The sequence below is a fragment of the Flavobacterium sp. IB48 genome, assembly GCF_016405855.1.
Classification (GTDB): Bacteria; Bacteroidota; Bacteroidia; order Flavobacteriales; family Flavobacteriaceae; genus Flavobacterium; species Flavobacterium ginsengisoli.
Genome location: NZ_JAEFCA010000003.1, coordinates 327,109 through 343,984 on the forward strand (window position 1 = coordinate 327,109; position 16,876 = coordinate 343,984).

Here is a 16,876-nt window from a genome sequence, read left to right on the forward strand (position 1 = left end):
ATGGCAGAGCGAATAGTAGTAGATCCAATTACCAGAATTGAGGGGCATCTTAGAGCCGAAGTAGAAATCTCAGACGGCACAATACAAGAAGCTTTCCTATCTTCTACAATGGTTAGAGGTTTAGAAAATATTGTAAAAGACAGAAACCCAAAAGATGTTTGGGCCTTTGTGCAAAGAACCTGCGGCGTATGTACATCAACACATGCAACGGCATCTGTACGATCTGTGGAAGATGCGCTTGGAATTGTTATTCCGCCCAATGCAGAAATTGTTAGAAATATCATGTTAGGCTCATTATACCTTCATGATCACGTAGTGCATTTTTACCATCTGCATGCTTTTGATTGGGTTGATGTACTAAGCGGACTAAACGCCGATCCTGTAAAAACATCTCAATTGGCTCAATCCATATCCAATTGGCCCAAAAGTTCACCTGGTTATTTTTCTGATTTGCAGAAAAGATTAAAAAAATTTGTAGCCAGCGGTCAATTAGGAATTTTCGCAAATGGATACTGGGGACATCCGCAAATGAAATTGCCTCCGGAAGCCAATTTAATGGCAACCGCACATTATCTAGAAGCATTAGAATGGCAAAAAGAAATTGTCAAAGTTCACGCTATTTTTGGAGGCAAAAATCCGCATCCTAATTTTCTTGTGGGAGGAATGGCCTGCTCTATTAATCTTGATGATGCTAGCGGCTTAAATGCTGAAAGATTGGCATTTGTAAGACAATTGCTGGAAGAAGGAAAACGATTTGTAGAACAAGTTTACCTTCCAGATGTTTTAACCATAGCAGGTTATTATAAAGACTGGGGCGCCATTGGAGGCTTTCATAACTTTATGACTTTTGGTGATTTTCCAACACAAGGGTATAATAACACCAATAGTGATACTTTTAAATTTCCGTCGGGAGTTATTCTAAATAAAGACCTCACAAAAGTACACGATCTAGATCTGAGAGATTTAAAAACTGTAGAAGAATACGTAAACAATTCTTGGTATGATTATGAAGGAGACGGCAATACCGGAAGACAGCCTTGGAGCGGAGAAACCAAAATAAATTATTCTGGTCCAAAACCTCCTTATACGCATTTAAATGTTGATGAAAAATACAGTTTTATTAAAACACCAAGATGGAAAGGCCATGCTATGGAAGCTGGCCCTCTAGCTAGAATGTTAGTAGGATATGCATCGGGAAGAGAAGAATTCAAAGATACTATCGATGCTGCCTTATCCAAACTTCAAATTCCTGCAGAAGCTTTATTTTCTACTTTAGGCAGAACTGCTGCAAGAGCATTGGAATCGAAATTAGTGGCTGGCTGGAATCTCGAATTCTTTGACCGTTTAATTGAAAACATTAAAAATGGAGATACCAAAATGGCCAACATGGAAAAATGGGAAACTTCAACTTGGCCTAAAGAAGCTCAAGGGGTTGGTCTTGTAGAGGCACCAAGAGGTGCATTAAGCCACTGGATCGTAATAAAAGATGCAAAAGTTGCGAACTATCAGCAGGTAGTTCCTTCGACTTGGAATGCTTCTCCGAGAGACCCTAAAGGACAACGTTCGCCGTATGAAAGCAGTTTGTTAAATACACCTGTCTCTAATCCAGAGTTGCCATTAGAAATCATTAGAACCATACATTCATTTGATCCTTGCATTGCCTGCGCTGTTCACTTATATGATGAAAACGGCAGTATTATTAAAGAAGTAAACGATATCTCAATCTGTACCGTATAATTTAAAATTGTTAAACATGCCAGCAAAAACTAACGATTATAAAAGAGCCTACATATGGCAGCTGCCGATACGTATTTTTCATTGGGTAAATGCATGGGCTATTACAGGACTAGTGGCTACAGGGTTTATTATTGGCAATCCGCCAGGTATAATTTCGACTAGAGAAGCAACAAACCAGTTTTGGTTTGGGTATGTCCGAGAAATTCATTTTGCCTGTGCTTATCTATTAGTAGCCGTAATGATTTTAAGAATTTATTTTGCTTTTAAGGGAAATAAATATGCCAGCTGGCGTGTGTTTTTTCCTTTCAAAAAAGAAGGTTTTAAACGAATGTGGCATGTTATAAAATATGATATTTTCCTGCAAAATGAACATACAAATGGCTCTCCATCAGGAGCCGTGGGACACAATAGCGTAGCCGCAGCCTCTTATTTAATAATGTTTGTTATGGCGTTAATTATGATTGCTACAGGTTTTGCAATGTACGCTCCAACCTCAACTTGGTTTTTTCCTAAAATGTTTGGCTGGGTAACCAATTTTGCTGGTGGTGATTTGAACGTCAGAACTATACATCATTTTACCACTTGGACTTTTATATTGTTTGCTATTGTTCACATTTATTTAGTCTTCTTTCATGACTGGCTTGAAGGACTAGGTGAAACGTCGGCAATGGTAAGCGGTTATAAGTTTGTACGAACTGAAAGAATAAAAAAAGACGAAGATTTAGAGAAAAAGATCGAAATCGTTGAACAGGAAAAAGTTTAAATCGTTTCATCGATTTCAAAAATAAAATTAGATGCAGGAAGAAATTATTGCAAAAAAAATAGATGAGTTTCACACAGATGGAAATGAGATTTTAGTACTTGGAATTGGAAACTATTTAATGGGAGACGAAGGTGTTGGCGTACATTTTATAAACAGAATAGACAAAGCCCAATTTCCCGAAAACATTTCATTTATTGATGGAGGGACAGGTGGCTTTACCTTGATTCCTTATCTAGAAAATCATAAAAAAGTAATCATTGTAGATGCAACGATGGATGGTAAAGATGAAGGAACAATTACGCTCTTAAAACCTCGTTTTTCAGAAGACTTTCCAACTGCATTAAGCGGACATAATTTTGGACTTAAAGATATGGTTGACATTTTATCAATGCTGAATGTCATGCCCGAAATCTCTCTGTACACAATTACAATCCTAAAAATGGAACCTATGTCTATGAACCTTTCGCCAAAGGTAGATGAAGCAATCCAAAAAGTTACCCTTCAGATTATTCAGCAAATTGAAAATTTTAAAAATACATAATTCACTTTTTTTGAATCTTACATTTCAAATAACAATTTCAGGTAGTGTGCAAGGTGTAGGCTTTCGTCCCTTTGTATATAATTTGGCAATCAGCTATGATCTGAAAGGCTATGTTTCTAATAATGAAAATGGAGTCATTATCATAGTACAGGAAAAATCGCCTACTGTAACTGAATTTTATAAAGAGCTTAAAAAAAAACATCCTAAAAATGCTAAAATAAAACACATTGAGATTGTAGAAATTTTAAGCGATGAAACATTTGATACTTTTTCTATAAGACCAACTGAGAAAAACATCGCAATCAATGCTCCTCTAACTCCTGACTTTGCAATCTGTAAAAACTGTAAGAGTGAGGTTTTAGATCCAAATAATCGACGTTATTCTTATCCATTTATAAGCTGTACGTCATGCGGACCAAGATATGCTATTGCTAGAAAGTTTCCTTTCGAAAGAGAAAACACAAGTTTAAATGAATTTAAAATGTGTAAAACATGTCTTGAGGAATATAATAATCCCAAAGACATTCGTTTTCATTCTCAGACTAATTCATGTCCTGAATGTGGTGTAAGAATTTCATTTACAGACAATAAAGGAATCATAACAAAGGGAACAAATAAAGAAATATTTGAAGCTCTTTGCGAAAAACTTACAGCAGGAAAAATCATTGCCGTAAAAAACATCAGCGGCTACCTACTCTTATGTGATGCAACAAATCCTAAAGCAGTTCTAGAATTACGAAACCGAAAAAAACGCCTCACAAAACCATTTGCAGTTTTATTTAAAGACATTAAACAAATAGAAAATTATCTGTATTGTCAGAAAGCAGAAAAAAAAGCAATCACTTCCTGCCAAGCTCCAATTGTAATTTTACCGCTAAAAAAGAAAGCAGATTTAGCTATTACAGAAATCAGTCCAGCTATAGAAACTGTTGGCGCTATGCTGCCGAATTCTGGCATTTTACATTTAATTTCAAACTTGTTTCAAAAACCATTTGTGGCAACTAGTGGCAACTTTAATGGCGCAGCAATCTGTATGAACCAAAATGAAGCTTTAAAATCATTAAATTCTGTTGCCGACTTTTATTTACATCATGATTTAGAAATTCAACATTCGCAAGATGATTCTATATTAAAATTTTCAAAAAAGCATAAGCAAAAAGTAATATTGCGTCGAGCACGTGGTCTTACTCCAAATCTCAATTTGTCTTTTTTAGCTCCGAGGTCAGAAAAACTGCTTTGCTTAGGTTCAGATCTAAAAAATACTATTACAATTACACCAAACGAACAGACCTACATAAGCGAATACATTGGAGATCTTGCAAATTATGATACTTATAACAGATTTGAAAAAAAGATTAATAGCTATTTGACTTTTTTCAATTTTTCACCACAAAAAATTATTTATGACCCGCATCCCAGTTACCAATCTGCCAATAAAATTTCAGCTTTCACATTCGAAAACAAAACTATAGAAACGCTTACAATACAGCATCATGAAGCACACTTTGCTGCTATTTTGGGTGAGAAAAATTTATGGAAAAAGCGCAAAATATTAGGAGTTATTTGGGATGGAGCAGGTTTTGGAAGCAATACAGAGATATTTGGCAGTGAATTTTTTGAATATAATCTTGGACAGATTAACAGAATTGGGCATTTAGAATATTTTCCGTGGATTTTAGGCGATCAAATGTCTAGGAATCCAAAAATAGCAGCATTCTCGATTAGCAGAAACAATCATCACTTTCAGCAACTTTTCAATAAAAACGAAATCAAAATTTATTCGAAACATATTGAAAATAGTGTAATAAAAACTTCTTCGATGGGACGCTTATTTGATGCCGCTGCTTTTATATTGGGCTTCAAAAATCCAATTTTGTTTGAAGGCGAAGCTGGAATGTATCTCGAAAAACTAGCTCAAGAAGCTTTTAGTAAATCTACTGTAAAATTGAAAGATTACCTTCAAGACGAGAAAATCACAAATCTGATTCCAACAAAAACACTTTTGTTAAATCTCAATAAAGCAGTAAAAAACAATACCCAGATAGAAAACGCCGCATTAAATTTTCATTACACTTTAGTTAAATGCATTGAAAAAATAGCTAGGCACAAAAAATCAAAACATCTCGCATTTAGTGGCGGCGTTTTTCAAAATACGGTCCTTATTGATTTAATAATTGATCATTTAAAACCAAAATACAAACTGCATTTTCATGAAATGCTTTCTCCTAATGACGAAAACATTTCATTTGGACAACTGAGTCATTATTTACACTTAAAAAAATTAAAACATGGATATTCTTGAACTATTAGGGCATATTGGGAAAACAGAAGAAAAAGACAAGATTTCTTACTCTACTGGTGTTGTTATGGCATTGAGTCTTAAAGACATTGGATTTGAAGAAATAATGTATGAAGATTTTATTGACGGCATGAAATCTATTTTTGAGAAATCAAGTGAAAAAATCTCTCCAAAACGTTCTATTGAAATTTTCAATAATTATGTTGCCCTCTTACAAGAAGAACTAAAAGTAAAAAATGCCGCAATAGGAACTGCTTTTTTAGAGAAAAATGCTTTAAAAGAAGAAATTACTTCTCTAGCCAGCGGTTTGCAATATGAAATTTTAGAAGAAGGCACAGGCGAAATTCCAAAAATATCAGATACAGTAAATGTTATTTACGAAGGTTCTTTATTAAATAAGACCGTTTTCGATTCTACTAAAGATTCTGGACCACAAAAAATGCGTGTATCAGAAACCATAAAAGGCTGGCAGGAAGCTTTACAATTAATGCCCGAAAAATCAAGTTGGAAAATTTACATTCCGCATCATCTTGCGTATGCCGAGATTGGCGCACCGCCAATGATACAGCCCAACTCTACTTTAGTGTTTACTATTAAGCTCTTAAACATTGTCTGAAATGAAATATCTTTCTGAATATCGAAATCCCGAACTAGTAAATTATTATTTAAATGAAATTCATAAAATTACCACTAAACCTTGGAATATCATGGAAATCTGTGGTGGTCAGACACATTCATTGGTCAAAAATGGATTATTAGATTTGCTTCCCAAAAATATTAGAATGATCCACGGACCAGGTTGTCCCGTTTGTGTTACTCCAATTTCATTAATAGATAAAGCAATAGAATTACTGAAAAAAGGTGTCATTTTATGCTCTTTCGGAGATATGATTCGCGTGCCCGGATCTTCTAAAAGCTTACTTCAGACAAAGGCCGAAGGAGGAGATCTTCGAATTTTATATTCACCTTTGGAAGCTGTAAATATTGCCTCAAAAAATCCAGATAAAGAAGTCGTCTTTTTTGCTGTAGGTTTTGAGACTACCGCACCAAGCAATGCTTTGGCTGTTATCTATGCTCAAAAATTAGGGCTTACTAACTTTAGTTTATTAGTCTCTCATGTATTGGTTCCACCAGCTATGGAAGCTATTTTATCTGATGAGTTTTGTACCATTAATGCTTTCCTAGGAGCGGGTCATGTATGTACGATTGTTGGTCTCGGAGATTACTATCCTATAGCTGAAAAATATAAAATTCCTATTGTGGTTTCAGGATTTGAGCCTGCCGATATGGTTCAGGCCATTTATCATACCGTAATTCAATTAGAAAAAGGAGAACACAACGTAGAAAATCAATATACCAGATTAGTAAAAGAAGAAGGCAATGTAAAAGCCAAAGAAGTTGTTAATAGTGTTTTTACAATTGGAACTCAGGAATGGCGAGGAATTGGTGTAATTAAAGACAGTGGACTTGTAATGCAAGCAGAATATAAAATGTATGATGCTAGCCAAAAGTTTTCGATCACAACTTTGCACAAAAATACAGATCAATACTGTATTGCCGGACAAATTTTAACAGGACATAAAAGACCAAATGAATGTCCTGAATTTGGGAAAAAATGCAAACCGTCCAATCCCTTAGGCGCACCAATGGTTTCTTCTGAAGGTGCTTGCGCGGCCTATTTTAATTATTTGTAAAAAATTATGATTGGATTTCTGATTACGATTTACGCTGGATTAGAACATGCCTTTGAAGCTGATCATTTACTGGCTGTAAATAATTTGGTTACTAATAGAAATAGAATCAAAGATGCTTTAAAAGATGGAATGTTCTGGGGTGTTGGCCATACTTCCACAATTTTTTTAGTTGGCATTATCATGATTGGCTTTAAAATTTCGATAAGCGAAAATATATTTAGCTATCTCGAAGCTATTGTAGGTTTGATGCTTATTGTGCTGGGAATAATTCGTTTGTTTAAATTATTGTACAAGAAAAAACATGCGCACACGTATTACCATAGTCACGAGCATACGCACAGTAACGGAGTTACACATACACACATGCACGCTCACACCTACTATCATTCGCATCCTATTGCCTCTTTTAAACATGCCCATTTTGATGAATCAACAAATTATAAAACGGCATTTGGCGTAGGACTGGTTCATGGTTTGGCAGGGAGCGGATCTTTGGTTATTTTGGTTATTTCGCAAATGAAAACTCCATTAGAAGGATTACTTTATATCCTAATTTTCGGAATTGGTTCTATAATAGGAATGTTTATCGCTGCTGGATTATTTAGTATTCCGTTTACAAAAAGCATTCTCAAATCTCAAAAATTGCAATATGCCTTAATAATAATTTCTTCGGTAATATGCATCATCTTCGGCTTCAAGATTGTTTATACTAATTTATTCTAAAAATTAAGTTTATTCAGATATAAAAAAATGCTACGACGCTATCCCCATGTCGTAGCTTTTTTTTCTTCATTAATTATAATCTAATTAACATATAAGAATAGCTTAATGATATCTTAAGGCTATTTTTAAAGCTTCATTTACTGCGATAAATATCTTTGCTTCATGAAAAATATTATACGCAAATTATACCTCCCAATTCTCTTATTTACTTTAAGCCAATTTTCTTTTGCTCAAAAAACAGCAATAAAAGGAACCATCACCGACGGAAAAACCCCTATAGAATTTGTTGATGTTATTTTAAAAAGTACAGCCGATTCAACAAAAACTGCTAATTATACCACAACAGATGTTTCCGGCAATTTCGCTCTAGAAAATGTAACTTCTGGAGAATATCTGCTTCAATTTAAATTAATCGGTTTTAAAATAAATACTAAAAAGATAAAATATACAGGCACGGCTATTTCACTCGGCACTATCATTTTGCAAGAAGATGCAAATCAGCTTAATACTGTAGTTGTAAACTCACAGAAAAAACAGATTCAAAAAACTGCAGAAGGTTTTGTTTTTAATGCGGTTTCAAATATTTCGCAATCAGGAGGAACAGCAATTGATATGCTAAAAAATATTCCAACAGTTTCGGTTGATGCTGATGATGCCATTTCGTTAAGAGGAAAAACGCCTTTGATTTTAATCAATGGGAAAAATTCTGCTATTACTGATATGAATCAGATTCCTGCAAGCAGTATTGAAAGCATCGAAATCATTACAAGTCCGACTGCAAAATACGATGCTAATGCAGAAAGTGGCATTATCAATATCAAACTTAAAAAGAATAATCTAAACGGAATAAATGGTGCTGCAGTTCTTGGTGGCGGTTTTGGAGCAAAAGGAAGATTAAGCAGCTCTGCTCTTTTAAATTATAAAAACGACAAATGGAATGTTGGCCTTGCTTACGACAATCGTTTTGCAGGAAGAACAAAAAGTATTGAAGGTGACCGAACGAACTATTTTATTCAAGACGAACATTATATCCATCAGACTCGAAGTGACCAGCGTACAGAAGGTTTACAAAATCTAAAATTCAATCTTGATTTTTCTCCAAACGAAAGAAACACTTTCTCTTTTGAAGCACTTGGAAATCTTGAGAACAAAGACAATGAAGAGACTTTAAAAACGAATGTTTATAACGATTCAGATGCCTTTTTCTCTGCTAACCAACGCCATTCTTCAGAAATTCAAAAAGCTAAAGCTGCAGAGTTTTCGTTAAATTATGACCGAAAATTTTCTGATGACAGAAAAAGTTTAAATGCAAACATTACCAGTTCTTTCAATTTTGGCAGAGAAAACACAAATATCGATACCAATAATTACGATGAAAATGGAATACTGATTGGTGACACATTTTGGCAAAAAACACATAATTATGGGAAAGAAAATATTTCGAATGCTATTGTAAATCATGCTTTTCCAATTTCAGAAAAATCAACCATTGAAACAGGCTATAAAGGAACTTTTAGATTTTTTAATTCTGATTTTCAAACCGCTGATTTAATTAATGGCGATTATGTAGTTAATCCGCTTGCAAGTAATATTTTTGATTTTAATGAACAAATAAATGCCTTTTATGGACTTTTAAATTCGTACTCTGGTTCAAAAGACAATCAGAAATGGAAATATAATGTCGGACTTCGTGCTGAACAAGTTTCAAATAATGGAAAAACAGAAAATGGAAGTGATAATTTTTCTAATCATTATTTAAAACTTTTCCCTTCGGCATCTGTTCAATTGAATTTGCAATCTGACGAATTTTTAAAATTTGGTTATAGTAAACGTATAAATCGCCCAGATCTAGATGATTTAAATCCTTTTGTTGATATTACCGATGCATTAAATCCTCATAGTGGAAATCCTTATTTAAAACCAGAAATTATTCATATTGTAGAATTAAATTATAATAAAGAATGGGATAAATATTCGCTTTCTGGAAATGCCTTTTATAGAAATGCTAACAATACCATAAGACAATATTCCACATTGCAAGATAATGGAGTTGTTTTATTACAGCCTCAGAACATTGGAAACATGGTTACGTATGGAGTTGAAGGTATTTTTAGCCTAAAACCATTCTCTTTTTATGATGCCAATATTAGTTTAACGGCTTTTCAGCAAAACATTAGTGCAACCAATTTACCACAATCTGAAGATGTTGTCAATAGTGCATTCAGTTGGTACGGAAAAGTGATCAATAACTTTGTGCCGTGGAAAGATGGAAAACTACAAATTATAGGAAACTACAATTCTGCTGTTGCAACTCCACAAGGAAAAAGAATCCCGATTTACAATGTTGATATGGGATTTCAGCAAAAATTAGGAAAAGGAAATGCACGATTAGGCTTAGTTGTAACCGATATGTTTAACACATTAGAAAGCGGTTATAAAAACAATACTTTATTATTTAAAAGCAATAGAACTTCAAAATCTGATACAAGAGCTTTAATGATAACGTTTGCTTATACCTTTAGATCAGATTTCAAAGAAAAATTACTAGAAAATCAGTTTTCGACGGAGTAAAAACTGACATAGAATCATAAAAAAAGAAAAATTTCATTCTTGTATTTTTAAGCTATTATTCTATTGAAAAATTGAATTATATTCGCCAAAAGAAATCAGCTCGACAGATTTTTTAAGCCCGAAAAACACTTAATCCTACATAGAATGAAATTTTTACATTTATTAGTGGTCACACTATTTTTTACTGCCTTTCAATCGTATTCACAAGTACACGTTGATCAGATCATCCATAATTCTAAAGAACGTTACATTACCACAACTATTGGTTATCCAGTTCCAGGAACTTTTGCACCTTTGAACCAAAAAGAGCCTATTACAGTTTTAAATCCAGACGGAACAGGTTTTATTCAGGCCGAAGATTTAAGCAAACAAAAAATAAACTGGGGAATAGAATGCACAGAAGAAGGTGTTCCTGTTTTTAAAGAAGGATTCAACAGTGCAACTTATACATTTTGGTACAGACCAAATGACAGTGAAGAATGGTATTACTCTCAATTCTCTATTCATTTTGCCAAAAAGAAAATGTTTTTAATGGGCGAAAGAGTAAAAACTTACGAAGATTATAACGTGCAATAACTTTCAAAAGCATCTTCAAATTAAATTTTTCTTGATTTTTTGGAAATTTCACGGCGAAAAAGAAAACGTTTTCGTTGATTTTTAATAGTCTCTATAAATTTTCCCATTAAATTTTATAAAACTGAAAATCATACCCAAATTTTATTTAATTTGCAATAAAATTCAATATATTAAACATGGTTTCAATCACACGCCTTTTTGATTTTCCCTATTATCAACAAGAAACTTACAACCTTCCAGTTGCTCTTGCAACCAAAAAAAATGGAGTCTGGGAAAAAACATCTAGCCAAGAATATATTGCAAAAGCAAATGCTGTTTCGAGAGCATTATTGCGTATGGGCGTTCAGAAAGATGATAAAATCGCATTAATTACTTCGAACAACAGAACGGAGTGGAATATAATGGATATTGGTATTTTGCAGACTGGTGCTCAAAATGTTCCTATTTATCCAACTATCGCAGAAGAAGATTACGAATATATTTTAAACCATAGCGGTAGCATTTACTGTTTTGTTTCTGATGAAGAAGTATTACAGAAAGTAAATGCCATAAAAGCAAATGTGCCAACTTTAAAAGAGGTGTATTCCTTTAATGAAATTGCAGGTTGCAAACACTGGACAGATTTACTTGCACTTGGTGAAGACGAAAGCAATCAAAGCGAAGTCGAAGCTAGAAAAGACAGCATCAAAACAGATGATTTAGCTACTATTATCTACACTTCTGGAACAACAGGAAGACCAAAAGGAGTTATGCTTTCGCACAAAAATATTGTGTCAAATGTTTTGGACAGTGCGCCAAGAATTCCGTTTGATCCAGGGAAAAGCACTGCATTAAGCTTCTTGCCTATTTGCCATATTTTTGAAAGAATGATTTTGTACATCTATCAATATTATGGTGTTTCAGTTTATTTTGGAGAATCGATCGATAAAATCAGTGACAACTTAAAAGAAGTTCGTCCAACTGTCATTACAGCTGTACCAAGACTTTTAGAAAAAGTTTACGATAAAATTTATGCTAAAGGAGCCGAATTAACTGGCATCAAGAAAAAACTGTTTTTCTGGGCTATTGATTTAGGCTTAAAATACGAACCATACGGAGCTAACGGATTCTGGTATGAGTTCCAATTAAAAATTGCTCGCAAACTAATTTTTAGCAAATGGAAAGAAGGTTTGGGAGGAAATCTAGATTTAATGGTTTCTGGAAGTGCCGCTTTGCAACCACGTTTAACGAGAGTTTTTGCTGCTGCAGAAATTCCAGTTATGGAAGGTTACGGTTTATCTGAAACATCACCTGTAATTGCAGTTAACGATCAAAGAAACAGAGGTTTTAAAATTGGAACTGTTGGAAAACCAATTCGTAACCTTGAAGTTAAAATTGCTGAAGACGGAGAAATTTTATTAAAAGGACCAAACGTAATGTTAGGTTATTATAAAGATCCTGAAAAAACGGCCGAAGCAATTATCGATGGTTATTTCCATACAGGAGATATTGGAGAAATTGATAGTGAAGGTTTCTTGAAAATTACAGATCGTAAAAAAGAAATGTTCAAAACTTCTGGAGGTAAATATATCGCTCCGCAAATGATTGAAAATGCCATGAAACAATCTCGATTTATTGAGCAGATTATGGTTATTGGTGAAGGTGAAAAAATGCCCGCAGCCTTTATTCAACCCAACTTTGAATTTGTAAAAGAGTGGGCTAAAATTCATAAAATTACTTTAGGAAGTACAGATGCTGAAATTTCTTCAAATCCAGATGTTATTAAACGAATTGATGAAGAAGTAGAAAACATCAACAAAAAATTTGGTCACTGGGAACAAGTGAAACGCATTGAGCTAACTCCAGATGTTTGGTCAATCGATGGCGGACAACTTACTCCTACCTTAAAATTGAAACGAAAAATTATTAAAGAGATTTACAAAGACCTTTATGCTAAAATCTACGGAAACAATTAATAAATCAAAATAATATAACCAAAGCGAAAAGGCCGTCTCAATGAGATGGCCTTTTTTTAGTTTTGAATATTTTTTTGTCTGAATATTTTTTAACTATTTTTAATCTACTAAAAATAAAATAATGAAAGAATATATCGACAATATAAATTGGTCACAAGTTTGGGAGTTTTCAAAACAATTTATCCTGCCTAACATCGGTTGGTTTATACTCTGGATTGTTTTATTTATTGTTCTCGGGATTATTTTAGGCATTCTTTTCAATGTATTTTTATATCGAAAAAATTTCTTTTACCGCGACAAAAAATATTACAACTGGTTTGCCAAACTCTGGATTCCGTATTTCCTAATTGTCATTCTCTATTTTATGACAATGATTGGCTTGTTCTACGGAACGCATTCTATTTTACGCAGCGAAAACAAGAACATTGCCGCTAAGATTTATTCTAACACTTTTGGAACCACATTTTCATCTGAAAAAGAGAAAAAAGATTTTTTGCATGCTTTGCAATTGCTTTCAAATTCTTCAGAAGATGCCAGTAAAACGTTTACTAAAGCATTTGCATCTTATATCAAACAAAACAATAGTGGTTTAAGCACTTTAGATAACTTCAAAAATTCTTCGACTTCTTACTTGCTTGAAAAATACGAATCGGATGTTTACAGTGCTTGCGTCTACGGATTTATGAAGGCCGTCGACAAAAAAGCCGACATGAAAAATGTAAAAGACATTAATTATGTCGATTTTAAAGCTACTTTGGCAAAACTAGATCAGATTGAACCTCAAAAGATTGAACTCTCCTTACAATCAGAAATGGGGCGAAAATTACAATCGGTACAGAACTTTATTTTTTATGGAATTCTAAAACACGAATTGATTTTTTTTCTGTTTTTTCTTTTGATTCCGTTTGTTGAACTTCTCATTTATATCAAATTTGTAAAAGCACCAAAAACAACTCAAAATACAGTTGCTGTTTAATTGATAAAGATTTTGTTCTAAAGGCTATCTCAATAGGATAGCCTTTTTTAGTATCAAAAAAAACGGGTATTTTTACTTTAACCCCAAAATTATAATTCCCGTATTTTTATGTTTTCATTCAACTAAAATTGAAAAGTATGCCTTGGACAATTCTCGAACAATTATGGAACCGTGCTGTAAATCCAGAAAACACGAATCCAGATCTTACCAATTGGGACAACGAAATTAAAACATTGTACCAATTAGGTATTGCCATGGAAGATACTTTATTCTTTTTATATTCTGAAAAACCAGATTTTGAAACTTTCAAGACATGGATTAATAACAGAAAACGAAATGCTGCCTCAGAAATAGAGGATTTAATAGAAAATGTATTGTCTGAAGAAGATCTTCAATTTTGGAATGAGAACGGTTATATAGTAGTTAAAAATGCCATTTCTAAAGAAGATTGCCGAGCCACACAAAACGCAATTTGGGATTATTTAGAAATGGATCCAAATCAAAAAGAAAGCTGGTACAAACGTCATGAAAAACAAAAAGGATTGATGCTTAATTTTTCGGATCACGAAACTTTAAATCGTAACCGTTTTTCGCCAAGAATAAAAAAAGCTTACGAACAGCTTTACACAACCAATAAAATTTACAAAACTATTGATAAAGTAAGTTTTAATCCTCCGGAAACAGAACATTTCACTTTTCTTGGAAGTCCGTTGCACTGGGATATGAGTTTAAAAAAACCGCTTACTTATAGCCTTCAAGGTTTACTGTATTTAACCGAATGCGGAGAAAATGATGGCGCTTTTCATTGTGTTCCTGGTTTTCATAACCAGATTAATGAATGGCTCGATCAACTTGCACCGAATGAAAATGCTAGAGAAAAAGCTTTAAAAACTTTACAGCCAAAACCAATTACAGGAGATTCCGGTGATTTTATAATCTGGCATAATGCACTGCCGCATTGCGCAACACCCAACAAAGGAGAAAATCCAAGAATGGTGCAATATCTTACTTATCTTCCAGATGATTACAATGCTACAGGAGAATGGATTTAATTTATTTATAGCAATTGTAGAAAATGCAAAAAACTGCAAATACAACGATTTACAGTTTTCTGCAGTTATCAGCTATCCTTTTTAATAACTGCGATTAACAAATTAAATTCTAATTTTTAAGGCACCAATTCAAAATCTTTGCGATGTTTTTGGCATCGTCAATTCCGCGGTGATGTGTTCCTTCTAACGGAATATTAAGCAATGCAAGCGCACCATTCATTCCTGTTGGTTTAACCAAGCCAAACTTTTCGGCAAAATGCTCTTTTACATTGATATGCTCCTCTCCCATTGGATACGAAACACCAAACGATTTACATTGTTTTTTCAGCATATTTAAATCGTACTGACCGTAACTTGCCCAAGTATACAAATCAGGATTATACTCGTCAATAAGCTCATTGATGGCATCTTCGAAACTAACTCCGTTCTTATCAAGTAAATCCTGAGTGATGGTGGTTAATTCCGTACAAAACAAACTAACGGTTGAACGTTGTGGCTTTACTAATATTCCTTTATTCTTCGAAATTGCTCCTGTTTCTGTGTCTAATACAGCTAAACCAATTTCAATAATTTCATTTTGCTGTCCGCTCGGGACAGCACCTTGCCAACATGTGGCTTCTAAATCGATAATAATAATTTTATCTGTAGTTTTCATTTTTTTAATTTTTAAAAATTTTACAATTCTCTGTCTCCAAAAGGAGCTTTCCAATCTTTCTTTAAAATAATGGCTTTTACCTCATCATAAGAAAGAGGTTCATAATTGTGGCAGTCAACACCAACATCAAACGATCGAGAAGTTTCATCATCAAACAAATGACCATGAGAGTGACCGTATAAATGCCATGTTCCTCTAAAAGAACTTCTCCATACTTTCATTGCGTAGTGAAACAAGATTATTTTCTGCCTTCCGTTTGGTGTATCTGCATCTTCAACACTTAATTCATAATAATCTTTAATCCATTCAAATCGTTTTGCATAACTCAATGCCGATTTATCGTGATTGCCTTTTACAAGAAAAATAGAACCATTTAATTGGTCTAAAATTTCTTTTGTTCGTTCTGGTCTTGCCAGCGAAATATCTCCTAAGTGATAGACAATGTCTCGCGGACTCACCTTTTCATTCCAACGTTTAATGAGTTCCTGATCCATCTCTTCTATCGAGGCAAAAGGCCGTTCACTAAACCTAATTATATTCGTGTGACCAAAATGATGATCAGACGTAAAAAATATTTTTTGATTCATTAATTTTTTAAATTTTTAATTTGAAACCACCAATTTTATATTGATGGTTTCTGTTGTATTTTCTCTGTTTTTATCAGAAAAACATGCTTTTAATATCTAAAAAGAAACTTCTTTTCTTAGACTTTTTTTCAGGCTTTTCTCTTTTTTCAGAGTTCTTTTTTTCAAAAGCAGCTTTAGCTTTCTCAAGCTTTTTTACTGGTTTTGTTTCTTCTTTTTTAGAAGTTTCATAAAACTTTTTGAATGGACGTGGCTCAAAATCAAGCAAAATAGCTGCCATGTTTATAGCATCAATATTTGATGGATCTGTTTCTCCTTTTAAGAACGTTTCGATAGGACGGAATTTATCTTTCTTTTCCTTAAACTTGTTCTTTTTGGTATGATCGAAATCTAAGCCCAGAAGATTCTTGAAAACATTCAAATCATCTTGAGTTGGGTTATTCTCGAAAATAAGCCAGCACAAATCACGAAGTTTACCACGAGAAGGCTTGTACAAATAATCAAAGTATTGACCGCCTTTTTCTGTCTCGTATTTATTTCTAATTGCTTTTTTATATTTTTCTAGTGTATTGTTTTGCATGGTATTTTTCTTTTGCAATTCTTGGGAATCTCAGGAAATTGAAGGCTTTTCTGGGAAATCCAATATCACAAAAGTTCAAAAGCACGCTTGCTTTACTAGAGAAATATCTCTAAATGATATATATGGTTTCCCGAAAATTTACCTTTTCATTCCATAGGCTAATGCATTCT

15 protein-coding genes are annotated in these 16,876 nt (G+C 33.6%); 12 read left to right on the forward strand and 3 right to left on the reverse strand.

Going from position 1 to position 16,876, the window contains the following annotated elements; genetic code table 11:
- The 12 genes from JC605_RS12140 (at position 1) to JC605_RS12195 (ending at position 14,887) form a co-directional block, all read left to right on the forward strand.
- Positions 1-1,737 (forward strand): nickel-dependent hydrogenase large subunit, encoded by a 1,737-nt coding sequence (locus JC605_RS12140; protein WP_198856445.1) that lies wholly within the window; start codon positions 1-3, stop codon positions 1,735-1,737.
- 16 nt (positions 1,738-1,753) lie between these two features.
- Complete coding sequence (gene cybH / locus JC605_RS12145; protein ID WP_198856446.1) at positions 1,754-2,500, forward strand: Ni/Fe-hydrogenase, b-type cytochrome subunit; 747 nt, start codon at positions 1,754-1,756, stop codon at positions 2,498-2,500.
- 31 nt (positions 2,501-2,531) lie between these two features.
- Positions 2,532-3,041, forward strand: coding sequence for a HyaD/HybD family hydrogenase maturation endopeptidase (locus tag JC605_RS12150; RefSeq protein ID WP_198856447.1), 510 nt, complete (start codon positions 2,532-2,534; stop codon positions 3,039-3,041).
- A gap of 10 nt (positions 3,042-3,051) precedes the next feature.
- On the forward strand, positions 3,052-5,343 hold the full coding sequence (gene hypF, locus JC605_RS12155; RefSeq protein WP_198856448.1) for a carbamoyltransferase HypF: 2,292 nt from the start codon (positions 3,052-3,054) through the stop codon (positions 5,341-5,343).
- On the forward strand, positions 5,330-5,956 hold the full coding sequence (locus JC605_RS12160) for an FKBP-type peptidyl-prolyl cis-trans isomerase (RefSeq protein ID WP_198856449.1): 627 nt from the start codon (positions 5,330-5,332) through the stop codon (positions 5,954-5,956). Before hypF ends, JC605_RS12160 begins: the two co-directional genes overlap by 14 nt.
- A gap of 1 nt (position 5,957) precedes the next feature.
- On the forward strand, positions 5,958-7,034 hold the full coding sequence (gene hypD, locus JC605_RS12165; protein ID WP_198856450.1) for a hydrogenase formation protein HypD: 1,077 nt from the start codon (positions 5,958-5,960) through the stop codon (positions 7,032-7,034).
- A 6-nt stretch (positions 7,035-7,040) separates the two neighbouring features.
- Entirely contained in the window at positions 7,041-7,757 is a 717-nt protein-coding gene (locus JC605_RS12170) for a sulfite exporter TauE/SafE family protein (protein ID WP_198856451.1), read from the forward strand.
- A gap of 162 nt (positions 7,758-7,919) precedes the next feature.
- Complete coding sequence (locus JC605_RS12175) at positions 7,920-10,328, forward strand: TonB-dependent receptor domain-containing protein (protein WP_198856452.1); 2,409 nt, start codon at positions 7,920-7,922, stop codon at positions 10,326-10,328.
- A gap of 144 nt (positions 10,329-10,472) precedes the next feature.
- Positions 10,473-10,904: a hypothetical protein gene (locus JC605_RS12180; RefSeq protein WP_198856453.1), complete on the forward strand. Its 432-nt coding sequence runs from the start codon at positions 10,473-10,475 to the stop codon at positions 10,902-10,904.
- A 176-nt stretch (positions 10,905-11,080) separates the two neighbouring features.
- Positions 11,081-12,859 carry a long-chain fatty acid--CoA ligase gene (locus tag JC605_RS12185; RefSeq protein ID WP_198856454.1) on the forward strand — a complete coding sequence of 593 codons (1,779 nt, stop codon included), beginning with the start codon at positions 11,081-11,083 and terminating at the stop codon, positions 12,857-12,859.
- A 121-nt stretch (positions 12,860-12,980) separates the two neighbouring features.
- A complete protein-coding gene (locus JC605_RS12190; protein WP_198856455.1) occupies positions 12,981-13,835 on the forward strand; it encodes a hypothetical protein in 855 nt (284 codons plus the stop codon).
- Between the two features lie 137 nt (positions 13,836-13,972).
- A complete protein-coding gene (locus tag JC605_RS12195; protein WP_198856456.1) occupies positions 13,973-14,887 on the forward strand; it encodes a phytanoyl-CoA dioxygenase family protein in 915 nt (304 codons plus the stop codon).
- 109 nt (positions 14,888-14,996) lie between these two features.
- On the opposite strand, the gene JC605_RS12200 is transcribed toward JC605_RS12195, so the two are convergent.
- From JC605_RS12200 to JC605_RS12210, 3 genes are all read right to left on the reverse strand, one after another.
- Entirely contained in the window at positions 14,997-15,542 is a 546-nt protein-coding gene (locus JC605_RS12200) for a 3'-5' exonuclease (RefSeq protein WP_198856457.1), read from the reverse strand.
- A gap of 20 nt (positions 15,543-15,562) precedes the next feature.
- A complete protein-coding gene (locus JC605_RS12205) occupies positions 15,563-16,129 on the reverse strand; it encodes a metallophosphoesterase (protein ID WP_198856458.1) in 567 nt (188 codons plus the stop codon).
- 73 nt (positions 16,130-16,202) lie between these two features.
- The gene (locus tag JC605_RS12210; protein WP_198856459.1) at positions 16,203-16,706 is read right to left on the reverse strand and encodes a hypothetical protein; all 504 of its coding nucleotides are present in this window, start codon (positions 16,704-16,706) and stop codon (positions 16,203-16,205) included.
- Between the last annotated feature and the right edge of the window lie 170 nt (positions 16,707-16,876).

What these genes read in the sequence shown, in the direction of transcription:
- JC605_RS12140 (WP_198856445.1), top strand. Translation starts at nt 1, where the DNA reads ATGGCAGAGCGAATAGTAGTAGATCCAATTACCAGAATTGAGGGGCAT.
- cybH (WP_198856446.1), top strand. Translation starts at nt 1,754, where the DNA reads ATGCCAGCAAAAACTAACGATTATAAAAGAGCCTACATATGGCAGCTG.
- JC605_RS12150 (WP_198856447.1), top strand. Translation starts at nt 2,532, where the DNA reads ATGCAGGAAGAAATTATTGCAAAAAAAATAGATGAGTTTCACACAGAT.
- JC605_RS12160 (WP_198856449.1), top strand. Translation starts at nt 5,330, where the DNA reads ATGGATATTCTTGAACTATTAGGGCATATTGGGAAAACAGAAGAAAAA.
- hypD (WP_198856450.1), top strand. Translation starts at nt 5,958, where the DNA reads ATGAAATATCTTTCTGAATATCGAAATCCCGAACTAGTAAATTATTAT.
- JC605_RS12170 (WP_198856451.1), top strand. Translation starts at nt 7,041, where the DNA reads ATGATTGGATTTCTGATTACGATTTACGCTGGATTAGAACATGCCTTT.
- JC605_RS12175 (WP_198856452.1), top strand. Translation starts at nt 7,920, where the DNA reads ATGAAAAATATTATACGCAAATTATACCTCCCAATTCTCTTATTTACT.
- JC605_RS12180 (WP_198856453.1), top strand. Translation starts at nt 10,473, where the DNA reads ATGAAATTTTTACATTTATTAGTGGTCACACTATTTTTTACTGCCTTT.
- JC605_RS12185 (WP_198856454.1), top strand. Translation starts at nt 11,081, where the DNA reads ATGGTTTCAATCACACGCCTTTTTGATTTTCCCTATTATCAACAAGAA.
- JC605_RS12190 (WP_198856455.1), top strand. Translation starts at nt 12,981, where the DNA reads ATGAAAGAATATATCGACAATATAAATTGGTCACAAGTTTGGGAGTTT.
- JC605_RS12195 (WP_198856456.1), top strand. Translation starts at nt 13,973, where the DNA reads ATGCCTTGGACAATTCTCGAACAATTATGGAACCGTGCTGTAAATCCA.
- JC605_RS12200 (WP_198856457.1), bottom strand. Translation starts at nt 15,542, where the DNA reads ATGAAAACTACAGATAAAATTATTATTATCGATTTAGAAGCCACATGT.
- JC605_RS12205 (WP_198856458.1), bottom strand. Translation starts at nt 16,129, where the DNA reads ATGAATCAAAAAATATTTTTTACGTCTGATCATCATTTTGGTCACACG.
- JC605_RS12210 (WP_198856459.1), bottom strand. Translation starts at nt 16,706, where the DNA reads ATGCAAAACAATACACTAGAAAAATATAAAAAAGCAATTAGAAATAAA.